15 protein-coding genes and 1 riboswitch are annotated in these 16,201 nt (G+C 36.9%); of the genes, 11 read left to right on the forward strand and 4 right to left on the reverse strand.

Translation table 11 applies throughout. The features are described 5' to 3' along the window. From hemN to ACFQ02_RS04580, 6 genes are all read left to right on the forward strand, one after another. Complete coding sequence (hemN, locus tag ACFQ02_RS04555; protein ID WP_380819897.1) at positions 1-1,368, forward strand: oxygen-independent coproporphyrinogen III oxidase; 1,368 nt, start codon at positions 1-3, stop codon at positions 1,366-1,368. 168 nt (positions 1,369-1,536) lie between these two features. Continuing rightward, entirely contained in the window at positions 1,537-3,906 is a 2,370-nt protein-coding gene (gene hsdR, locus ACFQ02_RS04560) for an EcoAI/FtnUII family type I restriction enzme subunit R (RefSeq protein ID WP_380819899.1), read from the forward strand. A 3-nt stretch (positions 3,907-3,909) separates the two neighbouring features. Further along, positions 3,910-5,382 carry an RNA-binding domain-containing protein gene (locus ACFQ02_RS04565; RefSeq protein ID WP_380819901.1) on the forward strand — a complete coding sequence of 491 codons (1,473 nt, stop codon included), beginning with the start codon at positions 3,910-3,912 and terminating at the stop codon, positions 5,380-5,382. Between the two features lie 172 nt (positions 5,383-5,554). Continuing rightward, the gene (locus ACFQ02_RS04570; RefSeq protein WP_380819903.1) at positions 5,555-7,024 is read left to right on the forward strand and encodes a class I SAM-dependent DNA methyltransferase; all 1,470 of its coding nucleotides are present in this window, start codon (positions 5,555-5,557) and stop codon (positions 7,022-7,024) included. 8 nt (positions 7,025-7,032) lie between these two features. After that, complete coding sequence (locus ACFQ02_RS04575; protein ID WP_380819905.1) at positions 7,033-8,028, forward strand: virulence RhuM family protein; 996 nt, start codon at positions 7,033-7,035, stop codon at positions 8,026-8,028. Beyond that, positions 8,025-8,726 carry a restriction endonuclease subunit S gene (locus ACFQ02_RS04580; RefSeq protein WP_380819907.1) on the forward strand — a complete coding sequence of 234 codons (702 nt, stop codon included), beginning with the start codon at positions 8,025-8,027 and terminating at the stop codon, positions 8,724-8,726. Before ACFQ02_RS04575 ends, ACFQ02_RS04580 begins: the two co-directional genes overlap by 4 nt. 42 nt (positions 8,727-8,768) lie before the next feature. Here the strand turns inward: ACFQ02_RS04580 and pgeF are convergent, their stop codons facing one another. Continuing rightward, complete coding sequence (gene pgeF, locus ACFQ02_RS04585) at positions 8,769-9,503, reverse strand: peptidoglycan editing factor PgeF (RefSeq protein WP_380819910.1); 735 nt, start codon at positions 9,501-9,503, stop codon at positions 8,769-8,771. Between the two features lie 8 nt (positions 9,504-9,511). Further along, on the reverse strand, positions 9,512-10,486 hold the full coding sequence (rluD, locus tag ACFQ02_RS04590) for a 23S rRNA pseudouridine(1911/1915/1917) synthase RluD (protein ID WP_380819912.1): 975 nt from the start codon (positions 10,484-10,486) through the stop codon (positions 9,512-9,514). Between the two features lie 98 nt (positions 10,487-10,584). Here rluD and ACFQ02_RS04595 point away from each other — a divergent pair, with 98 nt between their 5' ends. Both ACFQ02_RS04595 and ACFQ02_RS04600 read left to right on the forward strand, forming a co-directional pair. Next, the gene (locus ACFQ02_RS04595; protein ID WP_380819914.1) at positions 10,585-11,370 is read left to right on the forward strand and encodes an outer membrane protein assembly factor BamD; all 786 of its coding nucleotides are present in this window, start codon (positions 10,585-10,587) and stop codon (positions 11,368-11,370) included. Between the two features lie 86 nt (positions 11,371-11,456). After that, the gene (locus ACFQ02_RS04600; protein WP_380819915.1) at positions 11,457-12,512 is read left to right on the forward strand and encodes a glycosyltransferase family 9 protein; all 1,056 of its coding nucleotides are present in this window, start codon (positions 11,457-11,459) and stop codon (positions 12,510-12,512) included. A gap of 69 nt (positions 12,513-12,581) precedes the next feature. On the opposite strand, the gene ACFQ02_RS04605 is transcribed toward ACFQ02_RS04600, so the two are convergent. Together ACFQ02_RS04605 and ribB are read right to left on the reverse strand one after the other, a co-directional pair. After that, positions 12,582-12,866 carry a hypothetical protein gene (locus tag ACFQ02_RS04605; RefSeq protein WP_380819918.1) on the reverse strand — a complete coding sequence of 95 codons (285 nt, stop codon included), beginning with the start codon at positions 12,864-12,866 and terminating at the stop codon, positions 12,582-12,584. Between the two features lie 62 nt (positions 12,867-12,928). Next, positions 12,929-13,573, reverse strand: coding sequence for a 3,4-dihydroxy-2-butanone-4-phosphate synthase (gene ribB, locus ACFQ02_RS04610; protein ID WP_380819920.1), 645 nt, complete (start codon positions 13,571-13,573; stop codon positions 12,929-12,931). A gap of 106 nt (positions 13,574-13,679) precedes the next feature. Then, a riboswitch (FMN riboswitch) is annotated at positions 13,680-13,818 on the reverse strand. A gap of 94 nt (positions 13,819-13,912) precedes the next feature. Between ribB and ubiK the strand changes: the two genes are divergently transcribed. The 3 genes from ubiK to ACFQ02_RS04625 are packed head-to-tail and all read left to right on the forward strand — an operon-like array spanning position 13,913 to position 16,201. Then, on the forward strand, positions 13,913-14,164 hold the full coding sequence (gene ubiK / locus ACFQ02_RS04615; protein ID WP_380819924.1) for a ubiquinone biosynthesis accessory factor UbiK: 252 nt from the start codon (positions 13,913-13,915) through the stop codon (positions 14,162-14,164). A 60-nt stretch (positions 14,165-14,224) separates the two neighbouring features. Continuing rightward, a complete protein-coding gene (nadR, locus tag ACFQ02_RS04620; RefSeq protein WP_380819925.1) occupies positions 14,225-15,508 on the forward strand; it encodes a multifunctional transcriptional regulator/nicotinamide-nucleotide adenylyltransferase/ribosylnicotinamide kinase NadR in 1,284 nt (427 codons plus the stop codon). 6 nt (positions 15,509-15,514) lie between these two features. Next, positions 15,515-16,201 (forward strand): metallophosphoesterase family protein, encoded by a 687-nt coding sequence (locus tag ACFQ02_RS04625; protein WP_380819928.1) that lies wholly within the window; start codon positions 15,515-15,517, stop codon positions 16,199-16,201.

Here is a 16,201-nt window from a genome sequence, read left to right on the forward strand (position 1 = left end):
ATGTCAGAAATTCAATGGGACTTAGCTTTAATTCAAAAATATAACCAATCAGGACCACGTTATACGTCCTACCCTACTGCACTTGAGTTTAACGAAAATTACACTGAAACCGATTTTCAACAAGCGACTACACGTTATCCTAATCGCCCACTTTCACTGTATGTGCATATTCCTTTTTGTCATAAACTCTGTTATTTCTGTGCTTGTAACAAAACTATCACACGTCATCGTCATAAAGCAGATATTTATTTAGATTACTTAGAAAAAGAAGCTAAAACTCGTTCTGTCCTTTTTCGTAATCGCATAGCAACACAAGTACATTGGGGTGGCGGCACACCTACTTATCTAACAGAACAACAATCTGCTCGTTTAATGCAAATTCTACGTGATAATTTCAACATTGCCGATGATGCCGAAATTAGTATTGAAATGGATCCGCGAGAGATTGAACTATCGATGTTGGAGCATTTACGCAAGATTGGCTTCAATCGTATCAGCATGGGTGTGCAAGATTTCAATAAAGACGTACAAAAAGCGATCAACCGTGAACAAGATGAACACTTTATTCAAGCTTTATTACAAAAAGCACACGAACTCGGATTTCAATCCACTAATCTTGATTTGATCTACGGATTACCACTACAAACCGTAGACAGCTTTATGTTTACGTTACAAAAAGTCATTGAATTAAATCCTCATCGTTTAAGCGTATTTAATTATGCACATTTGCCGAGTCGTTTTGCAGGACAAGCGAAGATCAAAGATCACCAATTGCCTGCACCTGAAACAAAATTAACAATCTTACAAAAAACAATTGAAACGCTAACTTCATCAGGCTATCAATTTATTGGCATGGATCATTTTTCTAAACCTGATGATGAATTAGCTCTAGCACAAAAGAGCGGTGTATTACATCGCAATTTTCAAGGCTACACCACTCAAGAAGAATGTGATTTATTGGGATTAGGAGTATCCGCAATCAGTTTACTTGGCGATACTTACGCTCAAAATCAAAAAGAGTTAAAACGCTATTATACGGAAGTAGAAAACACAGGTATCGCTCTACATAAAGGGCTAGTGCTAACCGAAGAAGATTGCTTGCGTCGTGATGTAATCAAACAATTAATTTGTAATTTTAAATTAGACTATAAAACGATTGAACAACAATATCATATTGATTTTAAAACTCATTTTGCAGAAGATTTAGCATTATTAGCACCTTTGGTAGAAGATAACTTAGTCAAAATTGATGACAATCGCATTACTGTATCTCCTAAAGGGCGGTTACTTATTCGCAATATTTGCTTGTGTTTTGATACCTATTCAAGACAACTTGCCAAACGCCAACAATTTTCACGAATTATTTAGCACTTAAAAGCGTGATGCAGACACGATAGCAAATCGCTATCGTGCTGCAAAACATTTTGTTTCTCTTCTCAGTTTTAGCTTAAACGCTTTTTCTTTCTGATTAAATATCAATTTTTAGCCACTTTTTTGCTATACTTCCTCGGTATATCTCTTGTAGTAAGGAAAACTATGTATACGCGTCAAGAATTGAAACAAATGAATGAGCAGGAAATTCGTTCTCGATTAATTTCACCCGCAATAAAAAAAGCGGGCTGGTCAGATAGACAGATTGGCGAAGAGTACAGCTTCAAAGCAAATACGAAATTTACTGATGGACAAATAATCGTAGATCCAAAAACCACTCAAACTAAACGCCTAAAAGCAAAACGAGTTGATTATTTACTCTACACTTCAACCAATCGTAAAATTGCTGTTATTGAAGCGAAAGATAATAATCACACTGCTCAACACGGTTTACAACAAGCAATGGAGTATGCTCGCTTACTTGATGTGCCTTTTGCTTATAGTTCAAATGGTTCAGAATTTGTTGAACACGATTTTTCAACGGGCGTTCAACGTACATTGCCAATGTCTCAATTTCCGACACCTCATGAACTGCACCAACGCTGGGCAAAACAATACACCGCCGAAGAGTTAAAAATTATTCAACAACCTTACTACACCAGTGCTACTGATCATTTTAAAGAACCTCGTTACTATCAAGAAATTGCCATTAACCGTACAGTAGAAGCGGTAGCAAAAGGTCAGCAACGCATTTTATTAGTCATGGCAACTGGCACAGGCAAAACTTATACTGCATTTCAAATTATTCATCGATTAAAAGCCAGCGGTGCTAAAAAGAAAATTCTCTTTTTGGCTGACCGCAACGTTCTTGTCGATCAGCCAATGACTCAAGACTTCAAGCCTTTCAAAAGTAACATGGTGAAAGTTAGCAATAGAAAGATAGACAGTGCCTATGAAATTTATTTAGCACTCTATCAACAACTTGACGGAGAAGCTGATAACGAGCTATTCAAACAATTTCAACCTTCTTTCTTTGATCTCATCGTAATTGACGAATGTCATCGAGGTTCTGCAAAAGAAGATTCCAACTGGCGAACCATTCTAGAATATTTTAGTGAAGCGACTCATATTGGTATGACGGCAACACCAAAAGAAACTAACGATGCCAGTAACATTACTTACTTTGGCGAACCAATTTATACATACAGTTTAAAACAAGGGATTGAAGACGGCTTCCTTGCACCTTATCGAGTAATTCGTGTTGATTTAGATTGCGATTTAACGGGTTGGCGACCAACTAAAGGGCTAAAAGATAAGTACGGCAATGAAATTAAAGATCGACAATATACTGTTAAAGATTTTGATTACAACATTATTCTTAACGACCGCACTCGCCTTGTTGCTAAACGTATTAACGAATTTTTAACTAAAACTGACCGCCTACAGAAAACGATAGTATTTTGTGCCAATATTAACCACGCAGAACGAATGACCGCCGAACTTTCTCGATTAAATGCGGATATGATGAAACAAAATTCAAAATACGTTTGCCAAATCACAGGGGATCAATCCGATAAAAATGCGGATTTAGAAGAGTTTTGCGATATTAGCAATGAAAGCAAAGATTATCCTGTCATTGCCGTCACCTCTAAACTGATGACAACGGGCGTAGATAGCAAAACGTGCAAATTAGTAGTATTGGACGCCAACATTCAATCAATGACTGAATTTAAACAAATTATTGGACGTGGCACACGTCTTCGCCCTGATGTCGGCAAAGAATTTTTTACTATTTTAGATTTTCGTGGTGTGACTCGTTTATTCGCCGATCCCACTTTTGACGGTGAACCTGTCGTCATTTTAGATGTGCCAGAAAGTGCCCCCATTATCGAGCCTGTAACAGAGCAACCTAATATTAGCGATAGTTCAAATACGGAAAATATTGTGAGGGAACCTGAACCAAAACCTTACAAAGAAATAGTAATTATTGATTATGGCAAGCTAGCATTACGTATTTTAGACGAAAAAGTGCAATACCTAAACGAACAAGGCGAACTCGTCAGCGAAGACATCAGCACGTTCTCGCAACGGGAAATGCAAAAAGAATTTGGCGACCATCACAACTTCCAACACGAATGGACAAACAACGACGAAATTGCCTCTAAATTTTACACTGATCCAAAATGGCTGGCGGCTTTGCGTAAAAAATGTGATTTCAGCGATGAAATTGAAGATTTTGACGTATTAAGTCATATTTCATTTGGCAAAAAACCACTAACCAAAACGGAAAGAGCAGAAAAAGTAAAACAAAGTGGTTACGTTGAACAATATCCACCTGAAAATCAACAAGTTTTAGGATTATTGCTTGATGAATATGTCAAATCAGGCAAACAAGATTTAACCAAAACAGAAATTCTACAAAATCCACAATTCAGCCCACTTGGCGGTTTAGTCTCCATCGTCAAAAAATTTGGTGGCAAAGCACTCTACCAAAAAGCAGTAAAAGGTTTAGAAAAGATGATTTATTCGGAATAATCTATGAAAACAGAAGAATTGCAACAATTACTAAAGTCCTTAGTAAATCAACCGAATGAAAGTGAGTGGCTAGAATTTAAACTCAATTACCATTCAGATGCTGAAATCGGTCAACGAATTTCTGCACTTTCTAATGCAGCTTGCATTCATCAACAAAATTATGCTTATTTAGTTTTTGGTGTTGAAGATAAAACACATAATATTATAGGCACTCATTTTAAGCCTAAATCTGCCAAAGCTAAGGGAGAAAAGAGGAAGGACAGTAAGGAAGAACTTGAAAATTGGTTAGCCCAAAGACTGAATCCACGAGTTGATTTCACTATTGAAGAATTTGAATATGAAGATAAACCTATCTCCTTATTTAAAATTCCTGCTACTTATAATCAACCCGTTGAGTTTTCACACACTGCTTATATTCGAGTTGGTTCATATACTCGTAAACTGAATGAATTTCCAGAAAAAGCAAGAAAAATTTGGAAAAACAGTACTAATAACATCTTTGAAGAACGCATTGCTCAAGAAAATTTACAACCAGATCAGATTATTGAATTACTTGATACGCAATCATATTTTGAGCTGATGAAAATCCCATACCCAAGTAATAGAAAAGGGGTATTAGAAAAATTCTGCTCCGAAAAATTTATTCTTTTAAATACAGATGGTCGTTATAACATCACTAATCTTGGTGCGTTATTGTTTGCTAAAGATCTTAACTATTTTGAACAATTAAAACGAAAAGCAGTTCGCGTAATTGTTTATGAAAGTAAGAATAAATTAAATACTGTTCGAGAAGTAATAGAAAATAAAGGATATGCCGTTGGCTTTAAAAATCTCATCGCTTGGATAAATGGTCAGCTTCCTTCCAATGAAATCATTGGTCAAGCACTGCGAGAAGAAATCAGAATGTACCCTGAAATTGCTATTCGTGAATTAATCGCAAACGCCTTAATCCATCAAGATTTTAATGAAAAAGGTTTCCCAATGGTTGAGATTTTTAGCGATCGTATTGAAATCTCAAATGCAGGTTTACCACTTATTGTGCCAGATCGTTTCATTGATGAATATCAATCAAGGAACGAAAAACTTGCTGATGTACTTCGCCGAGCAAGAATTTGTGAAGAAAAAGGTAGTGGTATTGATAAAGTAATCTCTTGGGTAGAAGCATTTCAATTACCTGCTCCTAATTTCATTGTACAAAACAAACATACTAAAACGATCTTATATGCTCACCAAGCATTAAATAGAATGAGCAAGAAAGATAAAATCCGAGCAACATATCAGCACTGTTGCTTGTGTTATGTCAATAATGAAAAAATGACGAATCAATCTCTACGAGAGCGTTTTAAAATTGATGACCGTAATTCTGCAATTGTATCCCGAATCATTAGTGAAACGCTATCTGAGAACCTTATTAAAAATGATGATCCTGATGCAAAATCAAAAAAATACGCCAAATATATTCCATATTGGGCATAATTTATTTGATTAAAAGTAATATCATCACTAGAAAAATATCATAATATATTGATTTATAATACGTTTCTTATTTGATGGTTATTTGATTAATAGAACAAAAAACAAACAGGGCAATATCTTTTGTTTGATGGTTAGTTGATAACAACAATAGAAAACAAAACAAGGACACTAAATGAGTCTCAACAACATAGTAAAACGCCTGCAAGATGTAATGCGTAATGATGCAGGGATCAACGGTGATGCACAGCGAATTGAACAAATCGTGTGGATTTTATTTTTAAAAATTTACGATGCAAAAGAGCAAGAATGGGAATTAATTGACGATGATTATCGTTCCATTCTACCTAATTCTTTACGTTGGCAAAACTGGGCGGAAGACAAAAAAGACGGCAAAGCGATGACAGGTGATGAATTGCTTTCTTTCGTCAATAACACACTTTTCCCTACATTGAAAAACCTCACTATTTCGCCAGACACACCCATGAACCAGCGGATTATTCGTTCTGCTTTTGAAGATAACAACAACTACATGAAAAACGGCGTATTGTTGCGTCAAGTGATCAACATCATCAACGAAATTGATTTTTCTCACTATCAAGAACGCCACGCCTTTGGTGATATTTATGAAAATATCTTGAAAAGCTTACAAAGTGCGGGAAATGCAGGGGAATTTTATACGCCCCGTGCCGTAACAGATTTCATGGTAGAAGCAGTTAAGCCAAAATTGGGTGAACGAATTGCTGATTTTGCTTGTGGCACTGGCGGTTTTTTAACTTCCGCACTGAAAGCGTTGGAAAGTCAAATTCAAACGGTTTCTGACCGCACTTTATTCAATAATTCCGTTTACGGCATCGAAAAAAAAGCCCTACCGCATTTACTGTGCATTACTAATTTATTGTTACACGATATTGACAACCCAAATATTCATCACGACAACGCCCTTGAAAAATCGGTGAAAGAATACACTGAAAAAGACAAATTTGATCTCATTTTAATGAACCCGCCTTATGGTGGTTCAGAAATTGAACAAATTAAAAAGCATTTTCCAACCGCATTACGCAGTAGCGAAACGGCGGATTTATTTATGTCGGTGATAATGTATCGGTTAAAACAGAACGGACGAGCGGCGGTGGTGCTGCCTGACGGCTTCCTCTTTGGTACAGATAACGCCAAAATAGCAATCAAGAAAAAACTGCTAGAGGAATTTAATTTACACACTATCATTCGCTTACCGCATAGCGTGTTTGCCCCTTACACGTCTATCACAACTAACATTTTGTTTTTTGATAAAACTGAGCCAACCCGTGAAACTTGGGTATATCGCCTTGATATGCCACAAGGTTATAAAAATTTCTCAAAAACAAAACCAATGAAATTAGCACACTTTCACGAAGTAATAGAATGGTGGGAAAATCGTCAAGCGATTGAAATTGACGGTTTTGATAAAGCAAAATGTTTTAGCGTACAAGAGATTATCGAACGTCAATACAATCTTGATTTATGCGGATTTCCCCATGAAGAAGAGGAAATTTTACCGCCAGATCAACTGATTACCGATTATCAACAAAAACGCACTGCTTACAATGCGGATATTGATCAGATTTTAGCGGAAATTAGCAATATGCTAGGGATTAAACTGTAGGAGAAAAAATGTCCAATTTAATCATTTACAATACCGAAGACGGCAAAAGCAAAGTGTCACTTTTTGCCGTAGATGGCGATGTATGGCTTACACAACATCAGCTTGCAGAACTTTTTGACACCTCAGCTCAAAATATAGGCTTACATATAAAAAATATATTACAGGACAATGAGTTAGATAAAAATTCAGTTATAAAGGATTTCTTTATAACTGCCACTGATGGTAAAAATTACAATGTAAAACATTATTCACTTGCAATGATTTTAGCCCTTGGATTCCGTGTGCGTAGCCCACGGGGATCGCAATTTCGTCGTTGGGCAAACACCAGTCTAAAAAACTATCTTGAAAAGGGTTTTTTAATGGACGATGAACGGCTAAAAAACCCAAACGGACGAGTGGATCATTTCGATGAACTTCTCGAACGAATACGGGATATTCGAGCCAGTGAAATGCGTTTTTATCAAAAAGTGCGAGAATTATTTAAGCTATCTAGTGATTACGATAAGACGGATAAAGCCACGGAAATGTTTTTTGCTGAAGCTCAAAATAAATTGATTTATGCAGTAACACATCGAACCGCCGCAGAACTTATTTGTCAACGAGCAGATGCTCAGAAACCGAATATGGGCTTAACTAGCTGGAGCGGTGAAAAAGTATTAAAAGCGGATATTATAATTGCTAAAAATTATTTGAATAAAGATGAAATTGATACTCTTAACCGATTAACAGTTATTTTCCTTGAAAGTGCCGAACTTCGAGCGAAAAATCGCCAAGATTTAACCTTAACTTTTTGGCGTAACCGCATTGATAGCATTATTGAAGACGCTGGCTTTCAAGTATTGGCAAATAAAGGAAATCGAACACGAAAACAAATGTTGCAATTTACCCACGAACAATATGAACACTTCGTACAAAAACGCCGAAAACAGTTAGCTGAACAAGCAGAAAATGACGATTTAGTTTTAATTGAACAATTAAATCAACAGGTTAAGAATAAAAAATGAAAGCACAACAATTAAAAAATGCGATTTTACAGCTTGCGATTCAAGGCAAGTTGGTGGCACAAGATCCGAATGATGAGCCTGCGAGTGTGTTGCTTGAACGCATTCAAAAGGAAAAAGTGCGGTTAATTGCTGAGGGGAAAATTAAAAAAAGCAAAAAAACGGCTACCGCTTCTGCGTTCGAACCCCCTTTTGAAATTCCAGAAAGTTGGGTGTGGGTGAGGTTGGGGGATATTATTCTAGAAAATATTGGAGGAGGAACCCCAAGCAAATCTAATCCTAATTTTTGGAATGGCAGTGTCCCTTGGGCTAGTGTAAAAGATCTTGATAAAGACAATATATATTTCTCATCAACAATAGATAGCATTTCCACTGAAGGATTAAATAATAGCTCATCAAATCTTATTCCTAAAAATAATGTGATTATTTGCACTAGAATGGGATTGGGGAAAATAGCAATTAATAAAATTGATGTAGCAATTAACCAAGATCTAAGAGCCATTATTCTTCCTAATGATATTGAAAAATTATATTTAATTTATTTTTTCAAAACTCTAAATCTACAAGGTCAAGGATTAACTGTAAAAGGATTACCTATCGAAGAGCTTAACAGCACTTATTTCCCTCTACCACCGACCGCCGAACAACACCGCATTGTGCAAAAAATTGAGGCGGTGTTTGCGGAAATTGAGAAATTATAAAAAAGTGAATAAATGCACCGCACTTATGTGCGGTGAATATCGTTAGCGAAACCAAATAAGCGATGCCATTCGCCCTGTGATTCTGTTGCGACGGTAAGAGAAAAAGCGATCGCTTTCAAAATAAGTGCAATGGTCGCCACCGTAAATGTCGGTGACGCCTAGCCGATTTAGCCGTTGGCGAGCGATGAGATATAAATTGCCTAAATATTTGCTTGAGTGTTCAGGATCTTGCTTAAATGCTGCTCGAGAGGCGTAATCTTGTGCAACAAATTGATCGATTACATCATCGCTAACTTGGAATGCATTCGGACCAATCGCGGGTCCTAGCCAAGCGATGATGTCGCTCACGTCGCAACGAAAACGTTGTACCGTTTCTTCCAACACGCCGTCACACAACCCTTTCCAACCCGCGTGAGCGGCGGCAACTTCATTGCCTCGTCGGTTAGTAAACAACACAGGCAAGCAATCCGCTGTCATCACCGCACAAACTTGGTTGAGCTGGTTGGTGTAAACGGCGTCAGCTTCAAAATCTTTGCCTCGATACGGCAGGCGGATCACTTTTGTGCTGTGCGTTTGTTTTAAAAACAATGGCATTTGTGGCAGCTCAAATTGTTGCACCAACAAAGTGCGGTTGGTTTTGACCGCACTTTCATCATCGCCAACGTGATCGCCTAAATTAAAACTATCATAAGGCGGTAAGCTCACTCCGCCCGTTCGTAAAGTGGTAAATGCAGTAACGTTATTTGCCACTGTCCAATTCGCTTTTAGTGCTTTCATCATGTCACCTAATAATCTAATTCACTTTTATGTAAGTTGTAATCTTCTTTCAATGCGTTGATTAAATTAACAAAATCTTCTGGCAAGGGGGCATACCATTCCATTAACTCGCCAGTTATCGGGTGATGTAACCGCAACATGACGGCGTGCAATGCTTGCCGTTTAAATTGATTAAGTGCGGTTAAAAATTGTTCTGATGCATTTTTAGGTGGACGTGGACGACCGCCGTAAGTTTGATCACCAAGTAAAGGGTGGGCAATGTGTGCCATATGCACACGAATTTGGTGCGTTCGTCCCGTTTCTAAGCGTAACCGCAATCGGGTGTAATTACGAAAACGCTCCATGATGCGATAGTGCGTTACCGCAGGTTTGCCCAGCGGATGTACCGCCATGTGAGTGCGTTTTGTCGGGTGGCGTGACATTGGTTCGTCCACCGTGCCGCCTTGTGTCATAATGCCGTATGCAACGGCTTCATATTCACGGGTAATTTTACGTTTTTGTAAATCTCGCACTAATTTCGTTTGGGCTGGGATCGTTTTTGCTACTACCATTAAACCCGTGGTGTCTTTATCTAAACGGTGAACAATACCCGCTCTCGGCACTTCCGCAATGGTCTGATAATGAAACAGCAACGCATTGAGCAAGGTGCCACTGCCATTGCCCGCACCAGGGTGAACGACAAAATCTTTCGGTTTGTTAATCACTAAAATGTGTTCGTCTTCATAAACGATATTCAGTGGCAAATTTTCAGGTTGAAAACGTGTTTCATCTTCAATGTCGACGTTAATTTCAATGCTTTCGTTACCGTAAATTTTGCTACGAGGAATAGATTGAATTTGACCGTTGACTTTCACTAGCTCACTTTCAATCCAGGTTTTCAAGCGAGAACGTGAGTAGTCAGGGAACAATTCCGCTAAAGTTTGGTCTAAACGTTGACCCGCTTGATGAGGTTGCACATCAGCAGATAAGGTAATCAATGCCATAAATAAAATCCGTTAACACTTTGCTTATTTAACAATGTTCTAATAAAATAAGGCACATTGTAACCGATTTATCATTACTCGTAAAAAAGGATTAATCAATGCGTAAATTTAAATCATTTGGTTTAGCTATTATGACCGCACTTTTTATTGCTGGTTGTTCAAGCTCTGAAAATAAAATCGAACAAAGCTCTGTTCAACAGTTGTATAAAACTGCTCAAGACTATTTACAAGACGGTAGCTATTCACAAGCTATTCGTTATTTAGAAACGTTACATAATCGTTTTCCTGCTTCTAATTACGGCGAACAAGCTCAATTAAATTTAATTTACGCTTATTATAAAGCTCAAGATTACACAAAAGCATTAGTGGCAGCGGATCGCTTCATTAAGTTGTTCCCAAATAGTCGTCATCTTGATTATGTCATTTATATGGCTGGTTTAACTAATTTCGTTTCAGGTGAAAATTTATTCCAAAATTTATTTAAAGTAGATCGTGCAACTCGTGAAACGGTTTCAATGAAAGCGGCGTTCGCTAATTTTCAAACTTTAGTGCAACATTTCCCTAACAGCCCTTATGCACAAGACGCTGTCGCTCGTATGGCTTACATTAAAGCGGGGCTTGCTCGTCATGAATTAGAAATTGCTAAATTTTATGCAAAACGTAACGCCCATGTGGCAGTGGCAAACCGTGTAGTAAGTATGTTACATCAATATCCAGACACTCAAGCCACTTTAGAAGCGTTGCCACTGATGAAAACTGCTTATGAAAAAATGAATTTAACAAAATTAGCCAAACAAGCTGATGTGTTAATTCAAGCAAATAAAGATAAACAATTTGGTGAAGTGGAAAAACCAGAAGAACCTAATTTAGCATTACCGCAGTAATGATGAGTGAAAACAGGATATTACCTGTTTTCGCTGTTTAAAAGTGCGGTTAAAATTTGTGATTGTTGTTTATCTTAAGGTGTTATATGCAAAAGTTGCTCGTTATTCGCAATGATAAATTAGGGGATTTTGTGCTTGCTTTCCCTGCGTTGGCTTTGTTGAAAAAATCAAATCCGTCGCTAAAAATCACCGCACTTGTGCCACAATATACGGCTCCGTTAGCAGAAATTTGCCCTTATATCGATGATATTATTATTGACGCTTCCAATAAAGAAGATAAAGCGGCGTTTAAACAAGTGTTGGCTCAAATAAAAAATGCTCATTTTGAGGCAGTGATTAGTTTTGTTTCCACTTGGTATAACGCAAAACTCACTTCGCAAAGTGGGATTAACTATCGCTTAGCACCTGCAACTAAACTCTTTCAGTTTTTATATAATCATCGCTTGGCTCAACGCCGTTCTCGTTCTGAAAAACCTGAATTTGTTTATAACATGGATTTGGCTCGCAAATTTTTATGCGATCATGATATGCCAATTAGTGAACCTTCACCACCCTATCTTTCTTTGTCACCCAGTGCGGTAGTAAAACAAAAAGAGATGTTATGCCAACAACTTGGTATTACTGATAAGAAAAAGTGGGTTTTTGTTCATAGTGGTTCAGGGGGGTCGGCAAATAATTTGTCGCTACAACAATATGCTGAACTGATCAAAGGATTACTCACACAATTTGATTGCTATGTTGTCTTGACAGCTGGACCAAATGAAAGCGAGAAAGCAACTGAATTAGCGAATTTAGTTCGATCCGATTTAATCGATAAAAGTGCGGTCGTTATTTATGATAAAAATGCGGGTTTAGTGGATTTTACTCATTCGCTTGCCTGTGCTGATTTATTTATTGCTGGCTCAACAGGTCCGTTGCATTTAAGTGCTGCATTGAATGTGCCAACTATCGGTTTTTATCCAAGCCGTCTTTCAGCAATTCCGCGACGTTGGCAACCTATCAACGATACGCAACGTCATCTTGCTTTTTGTCCGCCATCAGATAAAGCCGTGCAAATGGATTTATCTGTTATATCCATCTCAAGCTGTTTAGAAAAAATTGTCCCTTTTGTAGAAAACTGTTGGAAAGAAAACGAGAAGTAGAAAAAAAAGGGAAAGAAAAAATAAAACTGAAAGAGAAAGAACGTAAAAATTCTTTCTCTTTCGTTAGCGTTAGTTATACGGTTTACAAATAATATCTTTTTCTTGGCAAAACATTTCGTTGTGATTCGCTAAACACTGTTTTTGCACATCTAATTTAGCTAAACCACGACTAGGATGTTCACTGCGATACTCTCGTGTAAATGGTTTAATGCGACAAACAAAAATAGGGGTGTTTAATAAAGTGCCATCGTTATGTACAATGACGGGTACAACTGTTCCTAATTGTGGATTAGGTACATGTACCGCACACCCCGTTAATAATAAAATTAAAGTTCCTAAAATACGCTTTTTCATACTTACTTTCCTACTAAAATTTAAAAACTGAGTCAGTTTAACTCAATGAGTTAACAGCTATCTCAGACATCATATTTTAAACGATAGTTCACAAGATCTTCAATGGTCATCACTGGATAACCAAATTTTTTTGAAAATTCAATAATTTCCAATGCTCTTGCCATCGTTCCATCATCGTTAGTAATTTCACAAATGACGCTCGCTGATTTATAACCTGCTAAGCGAGCTAAATCAACGGAAGCTTCTGTATGCCCCCGTCGTGTTAATACACCGCCATCCATCGCTCTTAATGGAAAAACATGACCTGGACGATGTAAATCATCTGGTTTGGCATCATCGGCAACTACCGCTTTAATTGTTGTAACTCGATCAGAAGCGGAAACACCTGTAGAAACGCCTTGTGCGGCTTCAATAGAAACAGTGAATGCCGTTTTGTTGACACTAGTATTATCTTCCACCATCGGCGGTAGATCTAATTTTTGGCAAAAATCTTCTGTAATAGATAAACAAACAATACCGCTACCGTAACGGATTAATGTTGCCATTTGCGAAAGTGTAATAGTTTGTGCTGGGAAAATTAAATCGCCTTCATTTTCTCTATCTTCATCATCTAAAACTAACACGCCATTACCTTGTTTAAAGGCTTCTATCGCATTTAAGACTCGCTCCTCTGATGTACCAAATGGAGCTAAAATTGACTGATTCATAGTAAAATCCTCTTAATAATCAAATAGATACTTGAATCAGGGCATAAGGAAAGGTTATTGCCTCGTTAGGGAAAACAACAAATAACATATCGGTTAGTAAAAACCTGTTTCTTCTCTTCCATCCAGACTTTGACTGTCGGCTTTGGATTTTCACCAAATCTGCTGACTTTGTTAAAAACAAACGCTCGCGGGCTTACTTAACGATTACCGCCGGTAGGGAATTTCACCCTGCCCTGAGAATGTTTGCATAGTATAACGTAAACTTAATATAGAAAAAATGTTTTTATTTGCACTAAGATTTCATACAATAACGCTAAACAGTTACATTATGAGGTTATTATGCTTAATCCAAAAAAACTTGAACAAGTTATTCAGCAGTTTCAAGATGCTGTACCACAAGGCGTTAAAGATTTAGGGCAAGATGTTGAAGCAAAATTAAAACAAATTTTTCAATCACAATTGGCTAAACTAGATTTAGTCACTCGAGAAGAATTTGATGCTCAAACTCAAGTGTTGATCAGAACTAGAGAGAAATTAACTGAGCTAGAAAAACAATTTGAGCAATTACTATCACAGCAAGAGCATAAATAACTTGTTATGGCATCTAAAGTGCGGTGTGTTTTGAGATAACTATTAATAAGAGATCAAATTATGTCAGCTTTTTCCTATTTACAGCAAAAACGCAAACAATTGAATTTAAAAGTTAATGAAGTTTGTGAGCGAGCTAACATCACGAGAGCTTATTTTAATCAATTGGTTAGCGGTAAAATTAAAAATCCAAGTGCATCTAAATTAACAGCTTTACATAAAGCGTTACAAATTACTGAGCCACCTAATAAAAAAGTGGGCGTAATTTTTGGTAAATTCTATCCTGTTCACACAGGGCATATTAATATGATCTATGAAGCTTTCAGTAAAGTAGATGAAGTTCATGTCATTGTTTGTAGTGATACTGAGCGAGATTTAAAACTTTATCATGATAGCAAAATGAAACGAATGCCAACCGTACAAGACCGTTTACGTTGGATGCAACAAATCTTTAAATACCAAAAAAATCAAATTTTTATTCACCATTTAGTAGAAGACGGTATTCCAAGTTATCCAAATGGCTGGGAAGGCTGGGCTGCTCGAGTAAAAAAGCTATTTGATAAAAAACATATCATTCCAAATATTGTGTTTAGTAGCGAAGCACAAGATAAAGAGCCTTACGAAAAATATTTGAATTTAGAAGTTAAATTAGTTGATCCTGAAAGACAATTTTTTAATGTTTCAGCAACTAAAATACGTAATAACCCGTTCCAATATTGGAAATTTATTCCGAAAGAAGTTCGTCCATTTTTTGCAAAAACAATTGCAATTTTAGGCGGTGAAAGTAGCGGAAAAACAGTGTTAGTCAATAAACTCGCTACTGTGTTTAATACAACTTCAGCTTGGGAATATGGACGTGAGTTTGTGTTTGAAAAACTAGGTGGTGATGAGCAGGCAATGCAATATTCTGATTATCCTAAAATGGCATTAGGTCATCAGCATTATATTGATTATGCCGTTCGACATGCTCATAAAGTAGCTATTATTGATACTGATTTTATTACTACGCAGGCTTTTTGTATTCAATATGAGGGGAAAGCACATCCATTTTTAGATTCAATGATTAGAGAGTATCCTTTCGATATTACTATTTTGCTCGATAATAACACAGAGTGGGTAAATGATGGATTACGTAGTTTAGGAAATCAGAAACAGCGTCAACATTTTCATCAATTATTGAAAAAATTACTCGAAAAATATGAAGTGCCTTATATTGAGATTGAATCACCAAGTTATTTAGAACGCTATAATCAAGTAAAATCAATTGTAGAAAAAATTCTCAATGAAGAAGAATTAACAGAACTTAATTTAAATCAACATTCTGACTTTCACGACAAAGGGAAATAAAATACCATGATTTTATTCGCGGGCGATCCCCATGGTAGTTTTTTACATCTTTATCCTTTCATAAAGTGCGGTGAAAAAATATCACTGATCATTTTAGGGGATCTACAGCTAAAATCACCGCAAGAACTCGAAGATTTAGCTCAATTTTGTGATCTTTGGTTTATTCATGGTAATCACGATAGTAAAACGATTTCTGCGTTCGAATCTATTTGGGGATCACAGTGGCAACAGCGTAATTTACATGGCAAAGTAGTACAAATTGAAGATAAACGAATTGCGGGAATAGGTGGCGTTTTCCGTGGTCAAATTTGGCTACCACCAAATAAACCACTTTTTTTCGATCCTATTCATTATTGTCAATATTGTCCGCCTGAAAAACTTTGGCGAGGTGGAATTCCACTTCGTCATCGTACATCCATTTTTCCGTCAGACTTTGAAACGCTAGAGACACAACAAGCGGACATTTTGATAAGTCATGAAGCACCCAAACCGCATCCTTTAGGTTTTGAAGTGATCAATAAACTAGCTGTTAGCATGGGAGTAAATCACATTTTTCATGGGCATCATCATGATAATTTTCAATATAATATAAATCACAATCGCCCTTATAAAATCACTAATGTTGGATTTCGTAGTCTATGTAATGTAAATGGTGAATACCTTTTGATTGGTATTGATGATAGAGAAAAATAG

Source organism: Seminibacterium arietis (genome assembly GCF_042675725.1).
Lineage (GTDB): Bacteria > Pseudomonadota > Gammaproteobacteria > Enterobacterales > Pasteurellaceae > Seminibacterium > Seminibacterium arietis.

Excerpts from the sequence above, each read along its gene's own strand:
- hemN (WP_380819897.1), top strand. The coding sequence starts at position 1 with ATGTCAGAAATTCAATGGGACTTAGCTTTAATTCAAAAATATAACCAA.
- hsdR (WP_380819899.1), top strand. The coding sequence starts at position 1,537 with ATGTATACGCGTCAAGAATTGAAACAAATGAATGAGCAGGAAATTCGT.
- ACFQ02_RS04565 (WP_380819901.1), top strand. The coding sequence starts at position 3,910 with ATGAAAACAGAAGAATTGCAACAATTACTAAAGTCCTTAGTAAATCAA.
- ACFQ02_RS04570 (WP_380819903.1), top strand. The coding sequence starts at position 5,555 with ATGAGTCTCAACAACATAGTAAAACGCCTGCAAGATGTAATGCGTAAT.
- ACFQ02_RS04575 (WP_380819905.1), top strand. The coding sequence starts at position 7,033 with ATGTCCAATTTAATCATTTACAATACCGAAGACGGCAAAAGCAAAGTG.
- ACFQ02_RS04580 (WP_380819907.1), top strand. The coding sequence starts at position 8,025 with ATGAAAGCACAACAATTAAAAAATGCGATTTTACAGCTTGCGATTCAA.
- pgeF (WP_380819910.1), bottom strand. The coding sequence starts at position 9,503 with ATGAAAGCACTAAAAGCGAATTGGACAGTGGCAAATAACGTTACTGCA.
- rluD (WP_380819912.1), bottom strand. The coding sequence starts at position 10,486 with ATGGCATTGATTACCTTATCTGCTGATGTGCAACCTCATCAAGCGGGT.
- ACFQ02_RS04595 (WP_380819914.1), top strand. The coding sequence starts at position 10,585 with ATGCGTAAATTTAAATCATTTGGTTTAGCTATTATGACCGCACTTTTT.
- ACFQ02_RS04600 (WP_380819915.1), top strand. The coding sequence starts at position 11,457 with ATGCAAAAGTTGCTCGTTATTCGCAATGATAAATTAGGGGATTTTGTG.
- ACFQ02_RS04605 (WP_380819918.1), bottom strand. The coding sequence starts at position 12,866 with ATGAAAAAGCGTATTTTAGGAACTTTAATTTTATTATTAACGGGGTGT.
- ribB (WP_380819920.1), bottom strand. The coding sequence starts at position 13,573 with ATGAATCAGTCAATTTTAGCTCCATTTGGTACATCAGAGGAGCGAGTC.
- ubiK (WP_380819924.1), top strand. The coding sequence starts at position 13,913 with ATGCTTAATCCAAAAAAACTTGAACAAGTTATTCAGCAGTTTCAAGAT.
- nadR (WP_380819925.1), top strand. The coding sequence starts at position 14,225 with ATGTCAGCTTTTTCCTATTTACAGCAAAAACGCAAACAATTGAATTTA.
- ACFQ02_RS04625 (WP_380819928.1), top strand. The coding sequence starts at position 15,515 with ATGATTTTATTCGCGGGCGATCCCCATGGTAGTTTTTTACATCTTTAT.